General features: G+C 61.0%; 12 protein-coding genes. 7 read left to right on the forward strand and 5 right to left on the reverse strand.

Going from position 1 to position 22,748, the window contains the following annotated elements; genetic code table 11:
- Positions 1 to 2 precede the first annotated feature (2 nt).
- Positions 3 to 1,466, reverse strand: coding sequence for a L,D-transpeptidase scaffold domain-containing protein (locus I2I05_RS05665; protein WP_196281250.1), 1,464 nt, complete (start codon positions 1,464 to 1,466; stop codon positions 3 to 5).
- A gap of 361 nt (positions 1,467 to 1,827) precedes the next feature.
- On the opposite strand from I2I05_RS05665, the gene I2I05_RS05670 reads away from it, so the two are divergent.
- The 5 genes from I2I05_RS05670 (at position 1,828) to I2I05_RS05690 (ending at position 16,243) form a co-directional block, all read left to right on the forward strand.
- Positions 1,828 to 7,383 (forward strand): alpha-2-macroglobulin family protein, encoded by a 5,556-nt coding sequence (locus tag I2I05_RS05670; RefSeq protein WP_196281251.1) that lies wholly within the window; start codon positions 1,828 to 1,830, stop codon positions 7,381 to 7,383.
- 267 nt (positions 7,384 to 7,650) lie between these two features.
- On the forward strand, positions 7,651 to 9,855 hold the full coding sequence (pbpC, locus tag I2I05_RS05675) for a penicillin-binding protein 1C (RefSeq protein ID WP_394368726.1): 2,205 nt from the start codon (positions 7,651 to 7,653) through the stop codon (positions 9,853 to 9,855).
- Between the two features lie 299 nt (positions 9,856 to 10,154).
- Positions 10,155 to 11,507 (forward strand): TolC family protein, encoded by a 1,353-nt coding sequence (locus I2I05_RS05680; RefSeq protein WP_196281253.1) that lies wholly within the window; start codon positions 10,155 to 10,157, stop codon positions 11,505 to 11,507.
- A 173-nt stretch (positions 11,508 to 11,680) separates the two neighbouring features.
- The gene (locus I2I05_RS05685; RefSeq protein WP_196281254.1) at positions 11,681 to 12,850 is read left to right on the forward strand and encodes an efflux RND transporter periplasmic adaptor subunit; all 1,170 of its coding nucleotides are present in this window, start codon (positions 11,681 to 11,683) and stop codon (positions 12,848 to 12,850) included.
- Between the two features lie 129 nt (positions 12,851 to 12,979).
- Positions 12,980 to 16,243 (forward strand): efflux RND transporter permease subunit, encoded by a 3,264-nt coding sequence (locus I2I05_RS05690; protein WP_196281255.1) that lies wholly within the window; start codon positions 12,980 to 12,982, stop codon positions 16,241 to 16,243.
- Positions 16,244 to 16,358: 115 nt separating this feature from the next.
- Here I2I05_RS05690 and I2I05_RS05695 read toward each other — a convergent pair whose 3' ends face one another.
- From I2I05_RS05695 to I2I05_RS05710, 4 genes are all read right to left on the reverse strand, one after another.
- Positions 16,359 to 17,243 (reverse strand): SMP-30/gluconolactonase/LRE family protein, encoded by an 885-nt coding sequence (locus tag I2I05_RS05695; protein ID WP_196281256.1) that lies wholly within the window; start codon positions 17,241 to 17,243, stop codon positions 16,359 to 16,361.
- Positions 17,244 to 17,259: 16 nt separating this feature from the next.
- Positions 17,260 to 18,252, reverse strand: a complete 993-nt coding sequence (locus tag I2I05_RS05700) for a 2-dehydro-3-deoxygalactonokinase (protein ID WP_196281257.1) — start codon at positions 18,250 to 18,252, stop codon at positions 17,260 to 17,262.
- A gap of 126 nt (positions 18,253 to 18,378) precedes the next feature.
- On the reverse strand, positions 18,379 to 19,527 hold the full coding sequence (dgoD, locus tag I2I05_RS05705) for a galactonate dehydratase (RefSeq protein WP_196281258.1): 1,149 nt from the start codon (positions 19,525 to 19,527) through the stop codon (positions 18,379 to 18,381).
- Positions 19,524 to 20,168, reverse strand: coding sequence for a bifunctional 4-hydroxy-2-oxoglutarate aldolase/2-dehydro-3-deoxy-phosphogluconate aldolase (locus I2I05_RS05710; protein WP_196281259.1), 645 nt, complete (start codon positions 20,166 to 20,168; stop codon positions 19,524 to 19,526). Before I2I05_RS05710 ends, dgoD begins: the two co-directional genes overlap by 4 nt.
- Positions 20,169 to 20,376: 208 nt before the next feature.
- Here I2I05_RS05710 and I2I05_RS05715 point away from each other — a divergent pair, with 208 nt between their 5' ends.
- Both I2I05_RS05715 and I2I05_RS05720 read left to right on the forward strand, forming a co-directional pair.
- Positions 20,377 to 21,690 (forward strand): family 1 glycosylhydrolase, encoded by a 1,314-nt coding sequence (locus I2I05_RS05715; protein ID WP_196281260.1) that lies wholly within the window; start codon positions 20,377 to 20,379, stop codon positions 21,688 to 21,690.
- A 110-nt stretch (positions 21,691 to 21,800) separates the two neighbouring features.
- Positions 21,801 to 22,565, forward strand: a complete 765-nt coding sequence (locus I2I05_RS05720; protein WP_196281261.1) for a DUF4197 domain-containing protein — start codon at positions 21,801 to 21,803, stop codon at positions 22,563 to 22,565.
- Positions 22,566 to 22,748 lie beyond the last annotated feature (183 nt).

The raw sequence follows: 22,748 nt of genomic DNA on the forward strand, positions 1-22,748 counted from the left end.
CGCTAAAAAGCTTTGAGCGAGCCAAACAGCTGCTGGCGCAGCTCCTCGTCCTTGTTGTACACGTCGGCATAAAACCGCAGCTGGCCGGCCACTACGGCGCAGGTGGCGTAGCGCACGTGCAGCGGCATGGCGCGCTCAAGGGTGATGCGGCGCGGGACCGGCGCGGCGGCTAGTTCGGCTTCGGTGGGCAGTTTGGTTTGAACGCTGTCGTCCCGCATCAGGTAGGAAACCAGGCTCATGGGGTTCTCCATGCGCATGCAGCCGTGGCCCAGGGCGCGGTAGGGCCGCTTGAAGTCGCGGGTGTCATAAGTCGCGTGCAGAAACACTTCGTAGGGATTGCGAAACCGGAATATAACCGACCCCAAGGCATTGCCCGGGCCCGGGTTTTGGCGAATGGTGTAGTTGAACTTCTTCTTGCGCACGTCCCACCAATCCACCTTTTTGGGGTCAATAAGCTCACCTTTGGCGTTGTAAATGGAGTAGTTATGCCTAGCGGCATAACGCGGATTGTCGCGCAGCTTGGGCAATATTTCCTCCGTGGCAATGCTGTAGGGCACCCGCCATTCTGGCGTGAGGGTGAACACCTTGAGGCGGCTGCTGAGCGTGGGCGTGGGGCTTTCGGGCTTGCCAATGACGAGGCGGTGGGTTTGCAGCACGGAGTCGCGTTCCACCACCTCCAGGGCGTAGGCCGGTAGATTTACGAGCACATAATTGGTATCGGGAATGGCCTGCCAGCGCCAGCGCTCCAGCGTGAGGGCCAGCTGCTGGGCACGGCGGATGCGCACGGAATCCTGCGGCTTAGTGGGCCGCTTCCGCCACCGAACCAGCGCCTGCTGCAGCTCCTGGTACTCGCGCTGCTGGGGCTGGCAGCGCAGCAGCTCGGCCGCGAAATCGGGACCAGCTAAGGCATTGGCTACCCAGGCAGCGGGCACAAATGCGGAGTCGGCTTCTTCGAGGGGCGAGGGCGTGAGCTCACGCAGCTGGCCCCGGCGCAAGTGCAGCACAAACCGCAACAGCCCATCGGTGAGCAGTACGTCTAGCCGGGCCGACTGAGCGCGGGCGCGAGCCGAATCCGCGGGCTGCGCCAGGGCTTTGGTGAGAGCCTGGAGGGCGGGCATGTGGTAATTATCGGCCTGCAAACCGTAGTCCTCGGCCTTGCGAAGGAGTGCCAAGGCCACCTCTCCGGCCTCGTTGAGCTGCTGCCCGGCGCTCCAGGCAGGCGCGTAATGGCGCTGGGTATAAAAGGCCCGGGTAGCGCGCTGGTTGTACCACTGCAAAGACCGCAGCCCCGCCGAGGCCACCGTATCGAGCAGCAGCCTCTGGATATTCGAGAGCGCAGCCGGCGGGACAACCGTGAGGGTGTTCTGCGCCTGCTCATTAGCCAGAAGCAACGCTCGGGCTTGTGTAGAATTGGTGCTGGTAGCGGCCAGCCCCCAAGCTAAAAGCAGGTAGAATAACAGTCGCATGAGGAGTCCGGGTAAAGGGTCTTGTCATAGTTCAGAGGATAGTGGCCATGCTCAGCGCAGTAATTAAACGCTAGATTACTTGACTTTTACAACAGCGCCAGCGGTGCTTGCCCGGCAATTTTTAGAGGCATTATGCGTTGTTGCTTTCTCGATTGCGCATCTCTAATTTAATAAAATTTAGCGTAAAATCACAATGCCAGTCCAGCTTTCCGAGCTGGTATTTCTGGCCGAGAGAAAAGGCCCGTCTTTGCGGCATTACGCCATTGTTGCCATTCGTTCCGAAGCGCTTTACCAGAACAATAGACCGTTGTTATATATGCGCAAACCGCTACCTTCCCGCCGCATTTCCCCCACCCCATTCATGCTGCTCCGATTCCGTTTCCTGCCGCTGCTACTTCTGCTGCTGGCCACCGCTTCGTGTTCCAAAAAAACGGCCCAAGAACAGGCCGCGACCGAGCAAACCGACGGCGAAGAAATTGACCCGTATTCCAACCTCGTCTTCACGTTTGACGAGGCTGTGGTGGCCGACGCCCAACTCAACCGCTGGGACACCACGCAGTACGTGAAGTTCAACCCGGCCGTGCGCGGCAAGTTCAAGTGGACCGGGGACAGGGAGTTGACCTTTTCGCCGCTGGAGCCTTTCCGGCCCAGTACCGTGTTCGATGCCGCGCTGCAAACCCAAACCCTGCCCAGCGGCAAACAGCAGCTGGCGCTCAACCGCAAGCGCTTCCACACGCCCTACCTGGGCATGGCCACGCCGCAGGTATTCTACGGCCGCTCGACCAGGGCCGCGGGCACGGCCGAGCTGCGCGCCAACCTCGTGTTCAACTACCCCGTGCGGCCAGCCGACCTGCGCCCCCGCCTGCGTGTGAGCCAGGACGGCAAGCCCGTGGCCGTGCAGCTCATCACAGCCGAGCCGGACAAGATATTGGGCCTCAGCTTCGCGCAGGACGTGAAGCCCGGCGCTGCCCTCACGGTGGAAGTGGCGCCCGGCCTCACGCCCGCCGTGGGCGGCAAAGCCACCGAAAAGCCCCTTCTAGCCCAACTCGAAGTGCCCGAGCCGCAGCTGCTGGAAGTGCGCGAGCTGACGGGCTCGCTCTTGAACGGCGAGGCCGTGGTGACGGTGCTCACCAACCAGCCGGTGGCGATTTCGGACATTCAGACCTCGCTCAAAGTGTCGCCCAGCGCGCCCTTCGCCATTGAGGCGCTGGAAAGCGGCTTTGCGCTGAAGGGCAATTTTCAGGTGGGCAAAACCTACCAGGTGACCTTGGCCTCCGGGGCACGCGGTCTGCTGGGGGGGCAGTTGTATGAGCCCTACAGCCAGTCAGTTTCCTTCGCGGCCGAGCGGCCCAGCATCAGCTTTGCCAGCGGCGAGAAAGCCATGTACCTCGACGCCCTGGGCACCCGCAACCTGGGTTTGCGCATCAACGAGGTGCAGAAAGTGAAGGTGACCATCGCGAAGGTTTACGCCAACAACATCCAGCAACTGCTGCGCGGCGAGCCCTCCTACGGCTACCCCCGCTACGACGAGGACGAAGGGATGGACGAAGGCAGCAACCAGGACGAGAACGGCGAGTACATTGACCGCAGCTTCCGCTATTACGATACTGAAAACATCGGCAACGTCATTTCTGAGCGCACTATTTCGGTGACCGGTCTGCCCAAGTCCGGCAGCCTGCGTCTGCTCAACCTCGACCTGAAAGCCCTGGAGTTTCAGGGTGCCATGAAGGGGCTGTACGTGGTGCGCGTGCAGGACACCGAGCGCCAGTGGCTGCAAGTGAGCAAGCTGGTGGCCGTGACCGACGTGGGGCTAATTGTTAAGCAGGGCGCCACCGGCGGCACGCTGGTATTCGCCAATTCCATCCGCACAGCCCAGCCGTTGGCGGACGTGACGGTAAACCTAGTAAGCAGCAACAACCAGGTAATCGGCACCGTGACGACCAACGCGGCCGGCGTGGCCGCCTTCGACTCGGCCGCCAGCATGAAACGCTTCAAGCTGGGCATGGTAACGGCCACGAAAGGCGCCGACTTCACCTTCCTGGATTTGGCCAAAAGCCGCGTCGAAACCTCGCGCTTCGAGGTGGGCGGCCTGACCAGCAACGCCGCCCGCTACCAGGCCTTCCTCTACGGCGACCGCAACCTGTACCGCCCCGGCGACACCGTGCGCACCAACACTGTGGTGCGCACCGAAGACTGGCAAACCCCGCCCGCCAACCTGCCCGTGAAAATCCGCCTGCTGCTGCCCACCGGCAAGGAATACAGCAGCCTGCGCCAGAAATTGAGCCAGGCCGGCTCGTTCGAAAGCCGCTTCATCCTGCCGCCCGCCGTGATGACCGGCCTCTACACGCTGGAAGTGCTGACTGGCAACGACGTACTGCTGACGTCCAAGCAAATCAGCGTGGAAGAATTCATCCCCGACCGCCTGAAGGTGAGCGTAACCGCCGCGCCCACCGTGCTGCAGCCCGGCCAGACCGTGACGGCCACCATCAACGCCCAAAACCTATTCGGCCCGCCCGCGGCCGACCGGAAGTTTGAGGTCGAGTTTTCGCTGAAAGAAAAGACGTTTCAGCCCAAGAATTTCCCCGGCTATTCCTTTGCAATCAACAGCGGCGAGCGGCGCAAAACCACGTCGGAAAGCGACGAAGAAAACACCAGCAAACCCACTTCGCGCTTCGAAAAAACCGTGCGCGAGGGCGTGACCGATGCCGCCGGCCGAGCCACCGCCACCTTCGACGTGCCCGAAGTGCGCGACCTGGGCACGCTGGAAGGTGTGGCTTTCGCCACCGTGTTCGACGAAACCGGCCGGCCCGTGAACCGCCTCGCCACCTTCGACGTGCAGACCCAGGCCACGATGTTCGGCATCCAGGACATTCCGGAGCTGGTGAGCACGCGCCAGGCCACCGCCGTGCGCCTGCTGGCCCTCACGCCGCAGGGCCAGCCCACCAGCGCCCAGGCCCAGGTGAAGCTGGTGCGCCTGCTCTGGGAAACCGTGCTCGAGCGCCAGGGCGGCCGCTACGTCTACAATTCGCAGCAGCGCGAGCAAACGATATTGAGCCGGACGCAGGCTGTGGGCAACGGCACACCGTTCAGCTTCACGCCCCTGTACTCGGGCGAATACGAGGTGCGCATCAGCCGGCCGGGCGCCCTGAGCTACGTGGCGCAACGCTTCTACGCCTATGGATACGGCGACACCCAAGCCAATTCCTTCGAGGTAAACAACGAGGGCGAGGTGACCATCGAAGCCGACAAAGCCAAATACGAACCCGGCGAAACCGCCAACCTGCTGCTGAAAACGCCCTTAGCCGGCCGCGTCCTCGTGACCGTGGAGCGGGGCCGCGTGCTCGACCATTTCTACGTGACCACCGACCAGAAATCAGCCCAGGTCAAAATCCCAATCAAGGCCGAGCACGTGCCCAACGTGTACGTGACGGCCACGGCCATCCGCGCCATTTCCGACAACCGCCTGCCACTCACCGTGGCCCGCGGCTTCGTGCCGCTCACCGTGGAAAAGCCCGGTGCCCGCCTCGCGGTGGCCATTGCCGCGCCCGCCGCCAGCCGCTCGCAGACGTTCCAGACAGTGGAAATCACCACCGCGCCGCGAGCCCAGGTCACGCTGGCCGTGGTGGACGAGGGCATTTTGCAAATCAAAAACTACCGCACGCCCGACCCCTACGGCTACTTCTACCAGAAGCGCGCCCTGGAAGTGTCGGCCTTCGACATGTACCCCTTCCTGCTGCCCGAGCTGGGCACCAGCAGCAGCGGGGGCGACGCCGCCGACCTGCGCCGCCGCACCAACCCCGTCCCCAACCGCCGCGTGAAACTGGTGGCCAAATGGAGCGGCGTCCTCACCGCTGATGCTGCCGGCAAGGTGCGCTACCGCGTGCGCGTGCCGCAGTTTTCGGGGGCGCTGCGCATCATGGCCGTGGCCTATAAGGACGATGCGTTCGGCAACGCCGAGCACACGATGAAGGTGGCCGACCCGGTTGTGATTTCGACAGCGCTACCGCGGTTTATGAGCCCGGGCGACACGATTGACGTGCCCGTGACGCTGACGAATACGACTGGCAAAAAGATGGGGGTTTCTGCTAAAATAAAGCTCAGCGGCCCACTAGTAAATGCTGAACCGTTTATTCCCTACGCTGACATTCCTGGAAGTTATCAGCCCGTTGCACACGTTGTTCCAATTCCTCCAAATTCAGAGAATCGAGTAATTTTTCGCATCAAAGCTGCTCAAGGCATTGGAGCGGGGAGCGTTACCATTGTTGCAACGGGTCAAGTTCTTGGAGAGCCACAGAGCAAAGAAATATTTACCGAAACCATCGAACTACCTGTTCGCCCCGCCGCCTCGCTTGAAAAGCGCACCGGCAGCGGCGTGCTGGCCGGCGGCGCCTCGCTCCCGCTCAACCTGAAAACTGATTTCCTGCCCGCCTCGCTCACCAGCCGGCTGGTCATTAGCCGCTCGCCGCTCACGGAGTTCAGCAAGGACTTGCGCTACCTGCTGCAATACCCCTACGGGTGCCTGGAGCAAACCGTGTCGGCCGCTTTCCCGCAGCTCTACTACGCCGATTTGGCGGCCACTTTGCAGCAGAAAACCGGCGCCGAGCCTAAAGCCCAGCGCTACAATCCCAACTACCACGTGCAGGAGGCCATCCGCAAGATTGAGGCGATGCAGCTCTACAACGGCAGCCTGAGCTACTGGCCCGGCGGCGACTACGACAACTGGTGGGCCACCGCCTACGCCGCCCACTTCCTGCAGGAAGCCCAGCGCGCTGGCTTCGCCGTGAACAAGTCGGTGCTCGACAAAACCCTGCGCTACCTGCAGTTCCGCCTCAAAAAGCGCGAAACCGAGCCCTACCAGTACTTCGACGCGAGCAACATCGCGCGGGAGCGCACCATCGCCAGCAAGGAAATCGCCTACTCGCTCTACGTGCTGGCCCTGGCCGGCCGCCAGGATGCCGTGGCCCTGAACTACTACAAAGCCAACCGCCAGCTGCTGGCCGAAGACTCCAAGTTCCTGCTGGCCTGCACCCATGCCCTGCTCGGCAACCAGCGCCAGTTTCGGGCCCTGCTGCCCACCAAGTTCGGCGGCGAAACAGCCGCCAAGCGCGCCTTGGACGGCTCCTTCTACTCCCCCATCCGCGACCAGGGCCTCGTGTTGAACGCCCTGCTCGAAACCGACCCCAATAACCCGCAAGTATTGGAACTGGCCCGGCAGCTCAGCCGGCGGCTGCGCACCGCCGGCTGGCTCAATACCCAGGAGCGCGCCTTCGCCCTGCTGGCCCTGGGCAAAGTCGCCAAGCGCGACGCCAAGAGCACCGCCACAGCCACCGTCTCGGCCAATGGCAAAGCCCTCGGCAGCTTCACGGGCAAAGACCTGACGATGGCCAACGTAGCCAACCGAGACCTGAGCCTGCGCACCGCCGGCAGCGGCAACCTCTACTACTTCTGGGAAACCGAAGGCATATCGGCCAGCGGCAAAGTGAAGGAGGAAGACAGCTACCTGAAAGTGCGCCGCCAGTTCCTGAACCGCGCCGGCCAGCCCCTGGGCTCGCCCACCTTCCGCCAGAATGATTTGGTGGTGGTCAAAATTACCATCGAAGCCGGCGACGCGGCCGGCACCATCAAGAACGTAGCCATCACCGACCTGCTACCCGCCGGCCTGGAAATCGAAAACTCCCGCATCGGCGCGGTGCGCGAATTGGATTGGGCCAAAGACGCTGCCCAACCCGACTACCTCGACGTGCGCGACGACCGGATTAACTTCTTCACCACCGCAACCGGCAAGCCCAAGTCGTTCTACTACCTGGCCCGCGCCGTGAGCAAAGGCACCTTCAAGCTAGGCCCAGTGAATGCGGACGCCATGTACAATGCGGAATACCACAGCTACAATGGGGCGGGTGTAGTGCGGGTGCGGTAGTCACTACTACCAACTGGTACCAGCAACCCCAGCCTGTCATGCAGAGCGCAGCGAAGCATCTCGCCCGCTATGTTGAGGTAGTAATCCAGCGAGATGCTTCGCTGCGCTCTGCATGACGGGCTGGTTTGTTTTATAAGGCGAATATCTTTGGCTATGAATCGGCGGGCATTATTTCGACTCGTAGCAGGGGGCTTAGGCGGCTTGCTGATTCTATTGTGCCTCAACCGACTTTTTCCGATTCCTCCCGCACCGCGCTATTCGCCCATCGTGCTGGCGGCAGACGGCAGCGTGCTGCATGCCTACCTCAACCCCACGCAGAAGTGGCGCATGAAAACCGAGTTGGCGGAGATTACGCCAGCCTTGCAGCAGGCCATCATCAATAAGGAAGACCGGTATTTCCGGTACCATTTCGGCGTCAATCCCGTGGCCATTGTGCAGGCTGCGGGGCGAAACATCTTTGGCAAGGGGCGCACCACTGGCGCCAGCACTATCACCATGCAAGTAGCCCGGCTGCTGGAACCTAAGGAGCGCACCTTCGGCAATAAGCTTAAGGAGATGCTACGCGCCGTACAGTTGGAAGCCCACTACAGCAAGGCCGAAATCCTGCAGCTTTACCTGAACTTGGTGCCGTATGGCGGCAACATTGAAGGCGTGAAATCGGCGGCATTGTTGTACTTCCAGCAACCGCCCGACTACCTCTCGCTGGCCCAAACCGTGACGCTGGCCATCATCCCGAACCAGCCGCGGGCACTGGTGCTGGGCAAGAACAACGCTCTGATTGTGGCCGAGCGCAACCGCTGGCTGCGGCAGTTCCAGAAGCAACACCTGTTCCCCGACCAGGACATTGAAGACGCCCTAGCCGAGCCGCTGGACGTGCAGCGCCACGCGGCGCCTGCGCTGGCCCCGCACTTGGCGCGGCGCTTGGTCACGCAGTTTGTGAGGCAGCCCAACATTCGCTCCACCTTGCAGCGCGGCCCCCAAACCAAGGCCGAAGACCTAACCAAAAACTACGTGCGCCGTCTGCATGAATTAGGCATCAATCAGGCCGCGGTGCTGGTGGTGAACAATCGTACTCGCGCCGTAGAAGCGTACGTCGGCTCAGCCGATTTTGCGGACGCCGCTAGCGCTGGGCAGGTAGACGGCGTGCGGGCTGTTCGCTCGCCGGGCAGTACGCTGAAGCCGTTTTTGTATGCGCTGGCGCTGGACCGCGGCCTCGTCACGCCCAAGCTGAAACTACCTGACGTACCCAGCAATTTCAGCGGCTTTCAACCCGAGAACTTTGACAAGAACTTCAGCGGCGAAGTGACCGTGGAGCGCGCCCTTACCTACTCGCTCAACATCCCAGCCGTGCGCGTGTTGAGCGAAATGGGCGTACCCACCTTCACCGACAAGCTGCGCGATGCGGGTTTCAAAAGCGTCGCCAAAACCGCCCCCCGGCTCGGCCTCAGTACCGTGCTGGGCGGTTGCGGCGCCACGCTGGAGGAGCTGACGGGGCTCTTTGTGACGCTGGCGGATGGGGGACGATACGCACCGCTTGTGCTTACTGAAAAAGTGGGTAAACAAAAGCCATTGACCAAATCGGAATTGGTAAGCCCTGCTGCCGCCTTTCTCATTACCGACATCCTGGCCCAGCACACCCGACCCGACCTTCCGCTAGGCTACCAAGGCAGCGCCCGCTTACCCAAAATTGCCTGGAAAACCGGTACCAGCTACGGCCGCCGCGACGCCTGGAGCATCGGCTACAACAAGGACTACACCGTGGGCGTGTGGGTAGGCAATTTCAGCGGCGCAGGCAGCCCCGCGCTCACAGGCACCGACATTGCCACGCCCCTGCTCTTCGACATCTTCAACGCCCTGGCCTACAACTCGCCCAACCGCTGGGCCACCCCGCCCGCCAGCCTCGACTTCCGGCTGGTGTGCGCCGAAACCGGCCTCGTTCCCGGCGAAAATTGCCCCAACCAGCTCATCGACTACTACTTGTCCGGCATTTCTTCAGCCCGGCGCTGCGAGCACCAGAAAGAAGCCCTCGTATCGGCCGATGGAGCCATTTCCTACTGCCGCGCCTGCGTGCCCGAAGCGGGATTTCGGCGCCAATTGTTCCCCAACCCGGCGCCCGAAGTACTAGCGTTTCGAGAAGCCCAGGGCCTGCCCGCCACCCGCCTGCCAGCCCACAATGCGGCCTGCCGCCTAGTGCGCGGCACCGACGCAACCGGCGCAGCGCTGGCTATAACTTCGCCCCTGGCCAATGCCGAATACCTGCTCAACCGTGCCGAAAAGCAGCAGTTGCTGCTCAGCTGCGCGGCCGGCAGCGAGGTACGGCAGGTATTCTGGTACGTAAACGACCGGTTTCTGCGCGCCGCGGCGGCCACGGAGCGGGTGTTCTTCCGGCCACCCACGGGCAACGTAAAAATCTCCTGCGCCGACGACCACGGGCGCAACGTGGATATTCAGCTGCAAATAGCTGAACTGTAGGGGCCGCTCCGGGCGCCGCATTTAATTTTTTAACTTTTGCGGAGGGCAACGGTTTACCAAGCTTGCGTATGCGCCAAGTAGGCGCGTAGGCGCCCGGACAAAACGTGTCGGTGGTACTGTGAAGGTGGCTTTCGAGCGCAGCAATTCGTCGACAACGGGGCAAGGCTGGGGTTCCTTTTCCGAGTAGAAAGGAGGGAAACACGCGGCAGGGCCAAGCCCGTATTGAAGCGGCGGGCGGCGGGAGCGAAAGGCATCATAATGGGACCTATCCGCGTACTAGCTGCTCTGCTTATTTATCTATGAAACAACTACAACTGGCCCTGGCAAAGCTGCTGCGAGTGCTGGCGGTGGCTGCCCCGTTAGGGGCCGTGGCCCAGCCCACTCCCCCGCCGGCCAAGCCCCTTTCGCGGCAGGAGTGCGTGGAATTTGCCCTGAAAAACCAGCCGGCGGTGCGACAAGCGGTGATTGACCAGGAAATTGGCGAACGCAACATCCGCATCGGGCTCAGCAGCTGGCTGCCACAGATTCAGGGCACGGCGGCGCTGGCCCACAATGTAGAGCTGCCGACTTCGGTTTTTCCGAACCTGGCCGACCCCGCCGCCGGCCCGCAGATTGTGCGGATTGGTTTGAAAAACACCTCGACGCTGGGCTTGCAGGCCACGCAGCTCATTTATAGCAACGACGTGATTCGGGCGGCGCGCTCGGCCCGCTACATCCGCCAGCAAACGGGGCTCAACACCACGGGCTTCAAGATTGACGTGGTGACGAACGTGAGCAAGGCGTTTTATGACATTTTGCTCACCCAGGAGCAGCTGAAGGTGCTGAACGAGGCCATCCGGCGGCAGGAAAAGCAGCTGAAGGATTCCAAAGCCCAGTACGACGTGGGCATTGCCGACAAAACTGACTACAAGCGGGCCGAAATCAGCGTGCGCAACGCCTACGCCGAGCGCAAAACCACCACCGAGGCGCTGAAAGGCAAGGACGCCTACCTGAAGCAGCTCATGGGCCTCGACGCCAAAACGCCGCTCACGCTCACCTACGACACCCTGCAACTGGTGCAGGAAGTGATGCTCGACACCGCCGCGCAGCTGGCCGTGGAGCGGCGCGTGGAAATTCAGCAGCTCCAGACCCAGCAGAAGCTGCAGCGCCTCAACATCGACTTCTTTCGCTACGGGTTTCTGCCCTCGCTCTCGGCCTATGGCAACTACAACCGGGTGTTTCAGAACAATGAATTCAGCCAGCTCTACAACACGGCCTTTCCCAACTCGCAGATAGGCCTGCAGTTGGCCGTGCCCATCTTCACGGGCACGCGGCGCCTCCAGAACCTGCGCATTGCCGAGCTGCAACAAGACCGGCTCGACCTGGACGTGGTGGACACCCGCAACCAAATCAACACCGAATACCAGCAGGCCCTGGCCACTTACAAAAGCGCCCTCAACGACCTGAACACCCAGCGCGCCAACGTGACCGATGCCCGCGAAGTCTACAAAATCATCAAGCTGCAGTACGACGAAGGCATCAAGACTTACCTGGAGGTAATCACCGCCGAAAACGACCTGCGAAACGCTCAGTTCAACTATTACAACTCCTTATATGGTGTGCTGGCCAGCAAGCTGGACGTGCAGCGGGCACTGGGCGACATCACGTTTTAACTAACAAAAGTTCAAATCTGAACGGTCATGCAGAGCGCAGCGAAGCATCTCGCGTGGGGTAGTAGACCAATCGTAAGGATTAGTGGCAGCACGCGAGATGCTTCGCTGCGCTCTGCATGACCGTCCCTTTTACGTGAGCAACATTCTTACTTGACTTCCCTTATTCTCCAACTATGAACACCCTTTCCACCCGGCTTTTCCCTGTCATTCTCACGGCCTTTGCCCTCGCCTCCTGCGGCAATAAAAAGGAAGAGGAAGCCAAGAAAAACGCGCCCCCGCCGCCGGTATCGGTGGCGGTGTATAAAGTGGGCGAAGAGCCGGTGGTCAGCTTCGACACCTATCCCGGCACCGTGGTGCCGCTGAATGAAGTAGAGCTGCGCGCCGAAGTAGGCGGCTACGTGACTGGCATTTTCATCAAAGACGGGCAGCGCGTCACGAAAGGCCAGCGCCTGTACGAGCTGGACCAAACCCGCTACCAGGCCGACCTGCGCCAGGCCCAGGCCCAACTGGCCGTGGCCCGCTCCAACTACGCCCGCGCCGCCAAAGACGCCGAGCGCTACAACCGCCTGGCCCAGCAAGATGCCATCGCCCGCCAGCGCGTGGACTACGCCCAGACCGACGTGGCCAACGCCGCTTCGCAAATCAGCGCGGCCCAGGCGGCCGTGACCACCGTGGCCCAGAACCTGAAACGCTCGGTGGTGGTGGCGCCGTTTGCGGGCACCATCGGCATTTCGCAGGTGAAGCTGGGCTCCCTGGCCACCCAGGGCAGCACGCTGCTCAATACCATTTCTTCCGATGACCCCATTGCGGTGGACGTGGCCGTGGGCGAACAGCAAATCCAGCGTTTCCAGAAGCTCCAGCGGCAGCCCGCCGCTAAGGCGGATTCGGTGTACACCTTGGTGATGGCGGGCAAGCAGGAATACAGCGCCCCCGGCAAAATCACGACCATCGACCGGGCCGTGGACCCGCAAACCGGCACCGTGAAAGTGCGCGTGCAATTTCCCAACGCCCAGCGCCTGCTGCTGGCCGGCATGAACACCACCCTGCGCGTGCGCAACGACGACACCGGCCGCCAGCTCACCATCCCCTACAAAGCCGTAACCGAGCAGATGGGCGAATTCTTCGTGTACGTGGTGGGCGACAGCAGCAAAGTAGCCCAACGAAAAGTGGCCCTGGGCACCCGCGTAGATGATAAAGTGGTGGTGCGCGAAGGCCTTAAAGCCAACGAAACCATTGTGAGCGAAGGCGTGCAGAACCTGCGGCAGGGTGCCGTGGTGAAAGTGGACGACCCGAATGCTCCTGCTCAACCGGCTGATTCGGGTGCCCCTACTGCCGCCAAATAAACCCGTCATGCAGAGCGCAGCGAAGCATCTCGCGTGCCGCCACCAATTCAATCGGTTGAATCTACTGACTGCACGCGAGATGCTTCGCTGCGCTCTGCATGACGTTCCTGGCTGCGCGCCATCTAGCTTATGATTTCAGACGTTTTTATTCGGCGGCCGGTCACGGCCATCGTCATATCCATTGTGATTGTGCTGGTGGGGGTTATTTCCCTGCTCAACCTGCCGGTTAGCCAGTACCCCAACATCTCGCCGCCGGTGGTGCAGATTTCGGGCAGTTTCACCGGGGCCGATGCCCAGACGGTGGAGCAAACCGTGATGACCCCCATCGAAACGCAGGTGAACGGCACGCCCGGCATGGCCTACCTGCAGTCGAACGCCACCAACGACGGCCGCGTGAGCACCAACGTCACCTTCGACATTGGCACCAACATCGACATCGCCACCCTCGACGTGCAGAACCGCGTGAGCGTGGCCCAGCCCACCCTGCCCGACGAAGTAAAACGCCTGGGCCTGACCGTGAAGAAGCGGAACCCCACCACCCTCATGGTGCTGGCCATCTACTCGCCCAAGCGCAGCCACAGCATTGCTTTTCTGGATAACTACACCAACGTGTACGTGCGCGACGCCCTGCTGCGCGTGCCCGGCGTGGGCGACGTCACGGCCCTGGGCCAGGACTTTTCGATGCGCATCTGGCTGCAGCCCGATAAAATGGCGCAGCTCGGCCTCAACATCAACGACGTGACCAATGCCCTGCGCGAGCAGAACGTGCAAGTGGCCGCCGGCTCGGTGGGCACAGCGCCGCAGTACTCGTCGCAGGCCTTCCAGTACACGGTTTTCGTGAACGGCCGCCTCACCAAAGTTGAGGAATTCGAGAACATCGTGGTGCGCACCAAGCCCGAAGACGGCACCGTGGTGTACCTCAAAGACGTGGCCCGCGTGCAGCTCGGCCAGTTCGATTACTCGCGTTACAACACCACCAACGGCACGCCCACCACCCTGCTGCTCATCAACCAGACGCCGGGCGGCAACGCCCTGCAAACGGCCAAAGGCATTTATGCCACCATGGACAACCTGCAGAAGAAATTCCCGCCGGATGTGGTCTACAAGGCCGTTTTTGAATCGGTGACGGTGGTGGAAGTGTCCATCAAGGAAGTGCTCGAAACCTTGCTCGAAGCCCTGGCGCTGGTGACGGTGGTGGTGTTCATTTTCCTGCAAAGCTGGCGCGCCACGCTCATCCCGATTCTGGCCATTCCGGTGGCTATTATCGGCACGTTCATCATGTTCATTCCACTGGGATTCACGGTGAACACGCTCACCTTGTTCGGCTTCGTACTGGCCATTGGCATTGTGGTCGACGACGCCATTGTGGTGGTGGAGGCCGTGCAGCACTACATGGACACCGAGAACCTGCCCGCGCGGGAAGCCACCTCCAAGGCCATGAAGGACATCACCGCCCCGGTTATTGCCATTGCCCTGATTCTGGCAGCGGTGTTTGTGCCGGTGGGCTTCATCCCGGGCATTGTGGGCAAGCTATATCAGCAGTTTGCCATCACCATTGCTATTTCGGTGGTGCTCTCGGCGTTTGTGGCGCTTTCGCTCACGCCGGCTTTGTGCGCCTTGATGATGCGCCCCACGGAGCAGAAAGCCGATTCCAAGGGCCTAAACAAGCTGTTTTACAAGTTCAACAAATGGTTTGAGCGCACTACGGAGCATTATTCCAACGGCGTGAAAAAGGCGCTGAAGGCCACGCCATTCGTACTCATTTTGCTGGTGTGCGTGTACGCGGGCACGTTCCTGCTGTTCCGCGGCAAGCCGTCGGGCTTTATCCCGACGGAGGACGAAGGCCGCCTGTTTATCTCCGTGGAATTGCCGCAGGGCGCGTCCAGCGCCCGCACCAAGGTCATCATGGACCAAATGGCCAAAATCATCGGCCAGAAAGTGCCTGCCATCAAGAACTACACCGGCGTGGGCGGCCTCAACGCCCTCAACTTCTCCTTCAAGCCCAGCAGCGGCACCTTCTTCGTGCAGATGAAGCCCTGGGAAGAGCGCAAAGAGGAGCAGGACCAGCTGCAGGGCATTATTGCGCGGCTGCAAAAGGAATTTACAGCCATCAAAGGGGCCAACATTGTGGTGGTGCCGCCGCCGGCCATTCCGGGCCTGGGCAACACCGGCGGCTTCAGCTTCCAGCTGGAGCAGCGCGAGCAGTCCAGCGACATCAAAGCGTTTGAGGCCACGGTGAACAAGTTCGTGGCCGCCGCCAACCAGCGCCCCGAAATCGGCCGGGCCTTCACCTTTTTCACCGCCAAAACGCCCGGCTACCAGGTGACGGTGGACCGCGAAAAGGCCAAGAAGCTGGGCGTGCCGCTCACCAACATCTTCACCACGATGTCGACCTACATGGGCTCGGCCTACATCAACGACTTCACGAAATACGGCCGCAACTTCCGCGTAGTGGCCCAGGCCGACACCTTCTACCGCAAGGACATTTCGGACCTGAACAACTACTACGTGCAGAACCAAGCCGGCGAAAACGTGCCGCTCGGCTCGCTCATCACCACGAAGGTGACCGAAAACGCCCCGTTGATTTCGCACTACAACCTGTTCCGCGCGGCCGAAATCAACGGCGACGCCAAGCCCGGCTACAGTTCCGGCCAAGCCATCGCGGCCCTGCAGGAAGTAGCCGCCCAAACCCTGCCGGCCGAATACGGCTACGACTTCTCGGGCCTAAGCCGCGAGGAAATCAGCTCCGGCAACAGCACCATCATCATCTTCGGGCTGAGCATTGTGTTCGTGTTTCTGCTGCTGGCGGCGCTGTATGAAAGCTGGTCGGTGCCGTTCTCGGTGCTGCTGGCGGTGCCGCTGGGCGCGTTTGGCGCCATCGTGGCCCTCACGTTCCTGCCCAAGCTCACCAACAACGTGTACGCCCAGATTGGCCTGATTACCCTCATTGGTCTCTCGGCCAAAAATGCCATTCTGATTGTGGAATTTGCCAAAGAGCGAGTCGATTGGGGCATGGACGTGGTGGCGGCCACCATTCAAGCCGTCACGCTGCGCCTACGGCCCATCATCATGACGTCGCTGGCCTTTATCCTGGGTGTGCTGCCGCTGGCGTTTTCTTCCGGCGCCGGCGCCGTATCCCGCCAAACCATCGGCTGGACGGTGACGGGCGGCATGCTCGCGGCCACGTTCCTGGCCATTTTTGCCGTGCCGGTGCTGTTCGTCGGCATCACCAAACTGGCCTATGGCAAGGCCAAGCTAGCCGAGCTACAAGCCAACTACAAACCCGAGGACCATGAGCAACACGGCCACGGCCCCGCTTCAGACCCCGGCGACCCGACCACGCCACTGGAAGGCCCCAGCACCCCGCCAGCTGGGCCAGCAGACAAGAAATAATTCCCGTCATGCAGAGCGCAGCGAAGCATCTCGCGTGCCATAACTAATCATCAACGATTGGTTTACTACCACACACGAGATGCTTCGCTGCGCTCTGCATGACGGGCGGATTTGTTCACTTTGGGACCATTTCTGCGCCATAAAAGCAAGCCGGCACGCCACTTACTCCTGGCTCCAAGGCAAAGAGGTTGCCGCTTAGTGGAAACTTCGCCAACTGCTCCGGCGTGAGGCCGTGGCGGGCGGTGGTGATGTACAGGGTTCTCAAATCTGGCCCGCCGAAGGCGCAGGCAGACGTGAGCGGCGCGGGTACTTTGATTACCTGTAGCAAGGCGCCAGTGTGCGGGTCGTAGCGGTGCACGGCCCCGCCGCACCAGAGCGCCACCCAGAGCTTGCCCTCCGCGTCGATGGTCATGCCATCGGGCGAGGCGGGCCCTTCGGGAAGGCGAATGATGACCCGCGGATTGGCAATGGTGCCGGTAGCGTTGTCGTAGTCAAACGCCTGCACCGTGAGCGTGGGCGTGTCGATGTAGTACATGGTAGCTTGGTCCAATGACCAGATGATGCCGTTGGAATTGGTGATGCCGCGCAGCATCACGTGCAGGCTGCCATCGGGGTCGAAACGGTAGAGCGTGCCGGCGCTGGGCTTTTGCTCCAAATGAAACGTGCCTACCCAAAACCGGCCGGCCGGGTCGCACTTGCCGTCGTTGAAGCGCAGGTTGGGGTCGGTGAGCGGGTTGGTGAGTAACGTGAGGCGGCCGGTGCGGAGGTCGAGTTGGTGCAAGCCGGTTTGCAGGGCTAGCAGCACGTTGCCGTTGCGCATTGGCGCCCCCGCTCCCACCCGCGCAGTGGTCGGGAAGCAAACGTCTTGGCCGCTTTTCGGGTCGAACACGTGAAAGGCGCGGCCCTCAATGTCCACCCAATACAGCTGCCGGGTTTCCGGGTTCCAAATCGGCCCCTCGCCCAAGGCCGCTTGCACAGATAAAATGGAGTGAGCTTCCATACGCAACGCTCGGGTTTCAGGCGCCAGCCTGCATCAGCCTTTGGTGGTGGAGAACGGCTAATTGCCCGGTGAGGGTGACTTCGACGGCCGTTTTCGTTTCAACGGGGCACCGTTCGGCAATTCCCAGCGTTCGCAGCGCGGCGCTGTAATGCTCGATTAGCACATCCTCACCGGCCAACAGGATGCTGGCGGGCAAGCTGGTGAGCAAGTCGCGGCACTCGCTGCCAATGAGCAGGCCGCTGAGATAAAAATAGTTTTCCTGCTTGCTGGCTTTTTTGAATAAGTCGTTGGTGCGCACCAGGAAAGCATTGTGCAGCAGGTTGGCGTGCTGGCTGGCGCGCACGCCTTCTTCGAACCAGTGCCGGTTGTTTTCCTCCTTCAGTTTGCCGCCTTCTTCGACCGAGGTAGCCAGAATGCTGTGCTTCGAGAAGAGCGAAAAAAGCTCGCCCGTCAGGTACGTTTTCAAGGCCACGGCTTGGCCATCGTACACCCGCACGTGCTTGGCGTGGGTGCCGGGGTGCAAGAAAAGCTGCTCCGCCGCCGTGGTTTCGAAGCGGCAGCCAACGAGCTGCACTTCTTCGCCGCGCATCACGTCGTCGTCGCTTCTGATGCCCGAAACCAGCAGCGTGGGGTGGTTAAAATCGGGGCTGGGGGGCAGGATTTCCGTTACCAAATCCGAGCCGTCGGTGGCAAAGGGTAGCGGTTTATACGGTAACTCTTTCATGCCAATGGTGGAGGACGCCATGCCGGAAATCACCACTGGAATACTCTCCAATGAGGTTTTAACGGTTTCTTCCAGCATCTTCAGGTGTTTTTGCAGAATGGCCAGGTAGAAACGCACGCGGTGCGCCGGTGGCTGGTGGGCCTGCTTCCACAGCTCCGCTGTGGAAGCATTGCCTTCTTTGGAGCTAGCCTCGGCCAGCACCTTCAGCCCCTCGCGCTCCACCAGCCGCAACCGGAAGGAGGAGGTGCCCCAATCGCAGCTAAGAAAGGTGGTTGTGGGGTTCATGTTTCGAATTAAAATCCAGTTCGTCATGCAGAGCGCAGCGAAGCATCTCGCTCGGGGTAACTAATTAGTCGAAGCACGCGAGATGCTTCGCTGCGCTCTGCATGACGTTCTTTTTCACTGTTCTTTCTACCACTCCGCTACGCTCCCGTCTTCGTTGCGCCAGATGGGATTGTGCCAGTTGTGGCCGATGGCGGCGCGGCTCAGCAGGTATTCTTCGTTGATTTCGATGCCTAACCCCGGCCCTTCCGGAATCTTGCAAAAGCCCTTTTCGTAATCGAACACCGTTTTATCGACCAGGTAATCGAGCAAATCGTTTTCGCGGTTGTAGTGAATGCCCAGACTCTGCTCCTGAATGAAGGCGTTGTGGCAGGTGGCATCCACTTGCAGGCAGGCGGCCAGCGCAATGGGCCCCAGCGGGCAGTGCGGCGCGGCGGCCACATCGAAAGCCTCGGCCATGCTGATGATTTTCTTGCACTCGGTGATGCCACCGGCGTGCGAGAGGTCGGGCTGTATGATGTCGACGTAGCCATCGATGAGCAGCTGCTTGAAATCCCAGCGCGAAAACATCCGCTCGCCCGTGGCAATGGGAATGGAGCAGTGGTTGGCAATGTCACGCAGGGCCTCGTTGTTCTGCGGCAGCACGGGCTCTTCGATGAACATAGGGCGGTAGGCTTCCAGCTCCTTGGCCAGCACCTTGGCCATGGGTTTGTGCACGCGGCCGTGGAAATCGATGCCAATGCCCAGACCCGGCCCGCCGGCTTCGCGCACGGCCGCGATGCGGGCCAGGGCCAGGTCGATTTTCTCAAAGGAGTCAACGTAATCCATTTCGCCGGTGGCGTTCATTTTCACGGCGGTGAAGCCTTTGGCTACCATGTTGGCCGCCGCGATTCCTACCTCGGTGGGCCGGTCGCCGCCAATCCAGGTGTACACGCGCATCACATCCCGCACCCGGCCGCCCAGCAGCTGGTGAATCGGGGCGTTGTGGTACTTGCCTTTGATGTCCCACAGCGCCTGGTCGATGCCGGCGATGGCCGACATGAGGATGGGGCCGCCGCGGTAGAAGCCGCCGCGGTACATCACCTGCCAATGGTCTTCGATGTTGAGCGGGTTTTTGCCGAGGAGGTTTTCCATCAGCTCGGCCACGGCTGCGGCTACGGTGGCGGCTTTTCCTTCAATCACCGGCTCGCCCCAGCCCACGAAGCCGGCGTCGGTTTCTATTTTGAGAAACAGCCAGCGCGGCGGCACTTGGTAGAGGGTGAAGCGGGTGATTTTCATGGGGCGACGGTGAGCGGCGGAGCAACCGCCTGCACGAACTGCTCGGCCCGGGCCGTGAGCTGCTGCAGGTAGTCGTCGGTGACGGGCTGGCTGGTGTCGACCAAGGCACTGCCTAGCCCGAAGGCCACGGCGCCAGCTTTTTGGAAATCCTGAATGTTGTTGAGCGAAACGCCGCCCGTGGGCATCAGGGGAATGAAGGGCAGCGGGCCGGCAATGTCCTTGAAATACGTGGCGCCCACGGAGGCGGGAAATACCTTGATGATGTCGCCGCCGAACTCGTAGGCCGCCAGGATTTCGGTGGCGGTGAAGGCGCCCGGAATGCTCACGGCGCCGTAGCGCTTGGTCATCCGAATGGTCTTTTTGTTGAGCGTGGGCGAGATGATGTATTGAGCCCCGGCCAGCAACGCGGCGCGGGCGGTTTCGGGGTCGAGCACGGTGCCGGCGCCTACCAGCACTTTGCCGGTCATCGCACTCGAAATCTCCTCAATGGCAGCCAGCGCACCGGGCGAATTCAGGGTAATTTCCATGGTCCGCACGCCGCCTTCGTGCAGGGCCTGCGCAATTTTCAGCACGTCCTGCGGGTTGGCCCCGCGGACGATGGCCACCAGTTTATGTTCCAGAATATGCGCTAATGCCGTCATAGTCGGGTCTGAGAGAGGCCGAGAGGAATCCGGCGTTCTGACAACGTAGAACGGGGAAGTCGGGTTAGAGTATTTAACTGCTGAGTCTGACCCGTGCGTCGAAAACCAGCCGCCAAAACCTGGCCGCAACGCGAACCCGACAGATACAGTACGTTGGTTACTGCCGGGCCTGGTTATCACGCTGGCTCCTTCACTTTCCGTGTGCGCTATGGTTCCTCAATTCATGTTTGCCACCGGCATCGAAAACAGCAACCCCACCATCCAAAACGGCACGGTGCGCATGGATGAAATGGCGAAATGCGGGCATTACGAACATTGGCAAAAAGACTTCGACCTCGTGCAGGAGCTCGGCATTTGCTTTCTGCGCTACGGGCCGCCCATTCACACCACATTTCTCGGGCCGGATAAGTACGACTGGACGTTTGCCGATGCCACGTTTCAGGACTTGCTGCGGCGCAACATTGCGCCAATTGTGGACCTGTGCCACTTCGGCGTGCCCGATTGGATAGGCAACTTCCAGAACCCGGACTTTCCGGTGCTGTTTGCGCAGTACGCCAAGGCTTTTGCCCAGCGGTTTCCGTGGGTGCAGCTCTACACGCCGGTAAACGAAATGTACATCTGCGCGCAATTTTCGGCCCTCTTCGGGTGGTGGAACGAGCAGCTGGCCACTCACACTGCCTTCGTCACGGCCCTCAAGCACATTGTGAAGGCCAACGTGCTGGCCATGCACGCCATTTTGGAAGTGCGGGCCGATGCCATTTTCATTCAGAGCGAATCGTCGGAGTACTTCCACGCCGAAAACCCCGCCGCCATCCGGCCGGCTGAAATCATGAACGCCCGCCGCTTTCTGTCGTTGGATTTGAACTACGGCCGCCGGGTCAATTCGGAGATGTACGAGTACCTGATGGACAACGGCATGACCCGCAACGAGTACCACTTTTTCATGCACAACAACTTGAAGCATCATTGCATCATGGGCAATGATTACTACAAGACCAACGAGCACCGCGTATCGGCCGACGGGAGCACCAAGGCTTCCGGCGAAATATTTGGTTACCACGTCATCACCAGCCAGTACCACGACCGGTACCGCCTGCCCGTGATGCACACCGAAACCAACCTCTGGCAAGGCTCCGTCGGCGACGAAGCCGTGAACTGGCTCTGGAAGGAATGGGCCAACGTGCTGCGCGTGCGCAACGACGGCGTGCCCGTGGTTGGCTTCACCTGGTATTCGCTCACCGACCAGGTGGACTGGGACACCGCCCTGCGCCGAAACCACGGCAGCGTCAATCCCTTGGGCCTATACGACTTGAACCGCAACATCCGGCCCGTGGGCAAAGCCTACAAGCAGCTCATTGCCGACTGGAGCCACGTGCTCCCGGCCCACAGCATCTGCCTGCAAGTGCCCATCGTGATGCCGCAGGAAAGCCACCGCATCTGGGCGCAGAAGCAGGAAGCGCAAATGGAGCAAGCCAGCGCCGATGAATCCACGGCCCAGGCCAATGCTGCTCCCGCCGAATAATAGAACGACGCCGGCGTTGAACCGCCAGTAAGCGGCCATGCAGCAGATGTGGCACGGCAGTTGCAAAACGAAGCAATAGCGGCTTTCCTTTTCGCCAGCCGCCCTGCTCCATGAACAAACTTGCCTTCAGCACTGCTCTCCTTCTTCTGTGGAGCTTGTCCTTCAGCGCTTCCGCGCAATTTCGCTTCCCCAGCCTCAAAGACCTCAAGTTGCCCACCGGCATCAAAACGCCTACCAGCAGTACCGGCAACAAAGGCATTGGCGGCCTCGCGAACACAGAAGCCGCCAATGGCCTCAAAGAAGCGCTGTTGCAGGGCATTGGCAAAGGAGCCGACCAAGCGTCACAAACCGACGGCTTCTACCGGAACCGCCTCATCCGCATCCCGTTTCCGCCCGATGCGCAGCGCGTGGCCACCACCCTGCGCAGCATCGGCCTGGGCAGCCAGGTCGATAAGTTCGAGTTGAGCTTGAACCGCGGGGCCGAGGACGCCGCCCGCAGCGCCAAGCCCATTTTCCTGTCGGCCATCAAAAGCCTGACATTTTCCGACGTTTGGAACATCCTCACGGGCCAGAAAGACGCCGCCACGCAGTACCTGAAGCGCACCACCAGCAGCCAGCTCACTAGCGCTTTCGCGCCCATCATGCAGCAGAGCCTGAGCAAAGTGGGCGCCACCCGCTACTACACCGACCTGGCCACCACCTACAACCAGCTGCCCCTCGGCAAGCCCGTGCAAACCGACCTCACTCAATACGCCACCGGCAAAGCCATCGACGGCCTCTTCACGCTCATCGCGCAGGAGGAAGCCAACATCCGCGAAAACCCCGTGGCCCGCACCACCGAGTTGCTGCGCCGAGTATTTGGCCGCAACAGTTAAGGTAGCGGCGCAGTTCGCAGCGAAAAGACGGTCATGCAGAGCGCAGCGAAGCATCTTGCCCGCCACCACTAAACCAATCATCAGGAATTGCTACCACACGCAAGATGCTTCGTTGCGCTCTGCATGACCGTCTTTATTCATCACAACTTAGACTAGTGCTTCACAGAGGCGCTTAGGTGGCGT

It is taken from the genome of Hymenobacter jeongseonensis (genome assembly GCF_015694725.1).
GTDB lineage: Bacteria > Bacteroidota > Bacteroidia > Cytophagales > Hymenobacteraceae > Hymenobacter > Hymenobacter jeongseonensis.

What these genes read in the sequence shown, in the direction of transcription:
- I2I05_RS05690 (WP_196281255.1), top strand. Translation starts at nt 12,980, where the DNA reads ATGATTTCAGACGTTTTTATTCGGCGGCCGGTCACGGCCATCGTCATA.
- I2I05_RS05665 (WP_196281250.1), bottom strand. Translation starts at nt 1,466, where the DNA reads ATGCGACTGTTATTCTACCTGCTTTTAGCTTGGGGGCTGGCCGCTACC.
- I2I05_RS05720 (WP_196281261.1), top strand. Translation starts at nt 21,801, where the DNA reads ATGAACAAACTTGCCTTCAGCACTGCTCTCCTTCTTCTGTGGAGCTTG.
- I2I05_RS05680 (WP_196281253.1), top strand. Translation starts at nt 10,155, where the DNA reads ATGAAACAACTACAACTGGCCCTGGCAAAGCTGCTGCGAGTGCTGGCG.
- I2I05_RS05685 (WP_196281254.1), top strand. Translation starts at nt 11,681, where the DNA reads ATGAACACCCTTTCCACCCGGCTTTTCCCTGTCATTCTCACGGCCTTT.
- I2I05_RS05715 (WP_196281260.1), top strand. Translation starts at nt 20,377, where the DNA reads ATGGTTCCTCAATTCATGTTTGCCACCGGCATCGAAAACAGCAACCCC.
- I2I05_RS05710 (WP_196281259.1), bottom strand. Translation starts at nt 20,168, where the DNA reads ATGACGGCATTAGCGCATATTCTGGAACATAAACTGGTGGCCATCGTC.
- I2I05_RS05670 (WP_196281251.1), top strand. Translation starts at nt 1,828, where the DNA reads ATGCTGCTCCGATTCCGTTTCCTGCCGCTGCTACTTCTGCTGCTGGCC.
- I2I05_RS05695 (WP_196281256.1), bottom strand. Translation starts at nt 17,243, where the DNA reads ATGGAAGCTCACTCCATTTTATCTGTGCAAGCGGCCTTGGGCGAGGGG.
- I2I05_RS05700 (WP_196281257.1), bottom strand. Translation starts at nt 18,252, where the DNA reads ATGAACCCCACAACCACCTTTCTTAGCTGCGATTGGGGCACCTCCTCC.
- dgoD (WP_196281258.1), bottom strand. Translation starts at nt 19,527, where the DNA reads ATGAAAATCACCCGCTTCACCCTCTACCAAGTGCCGCCGCGCTGGCTG.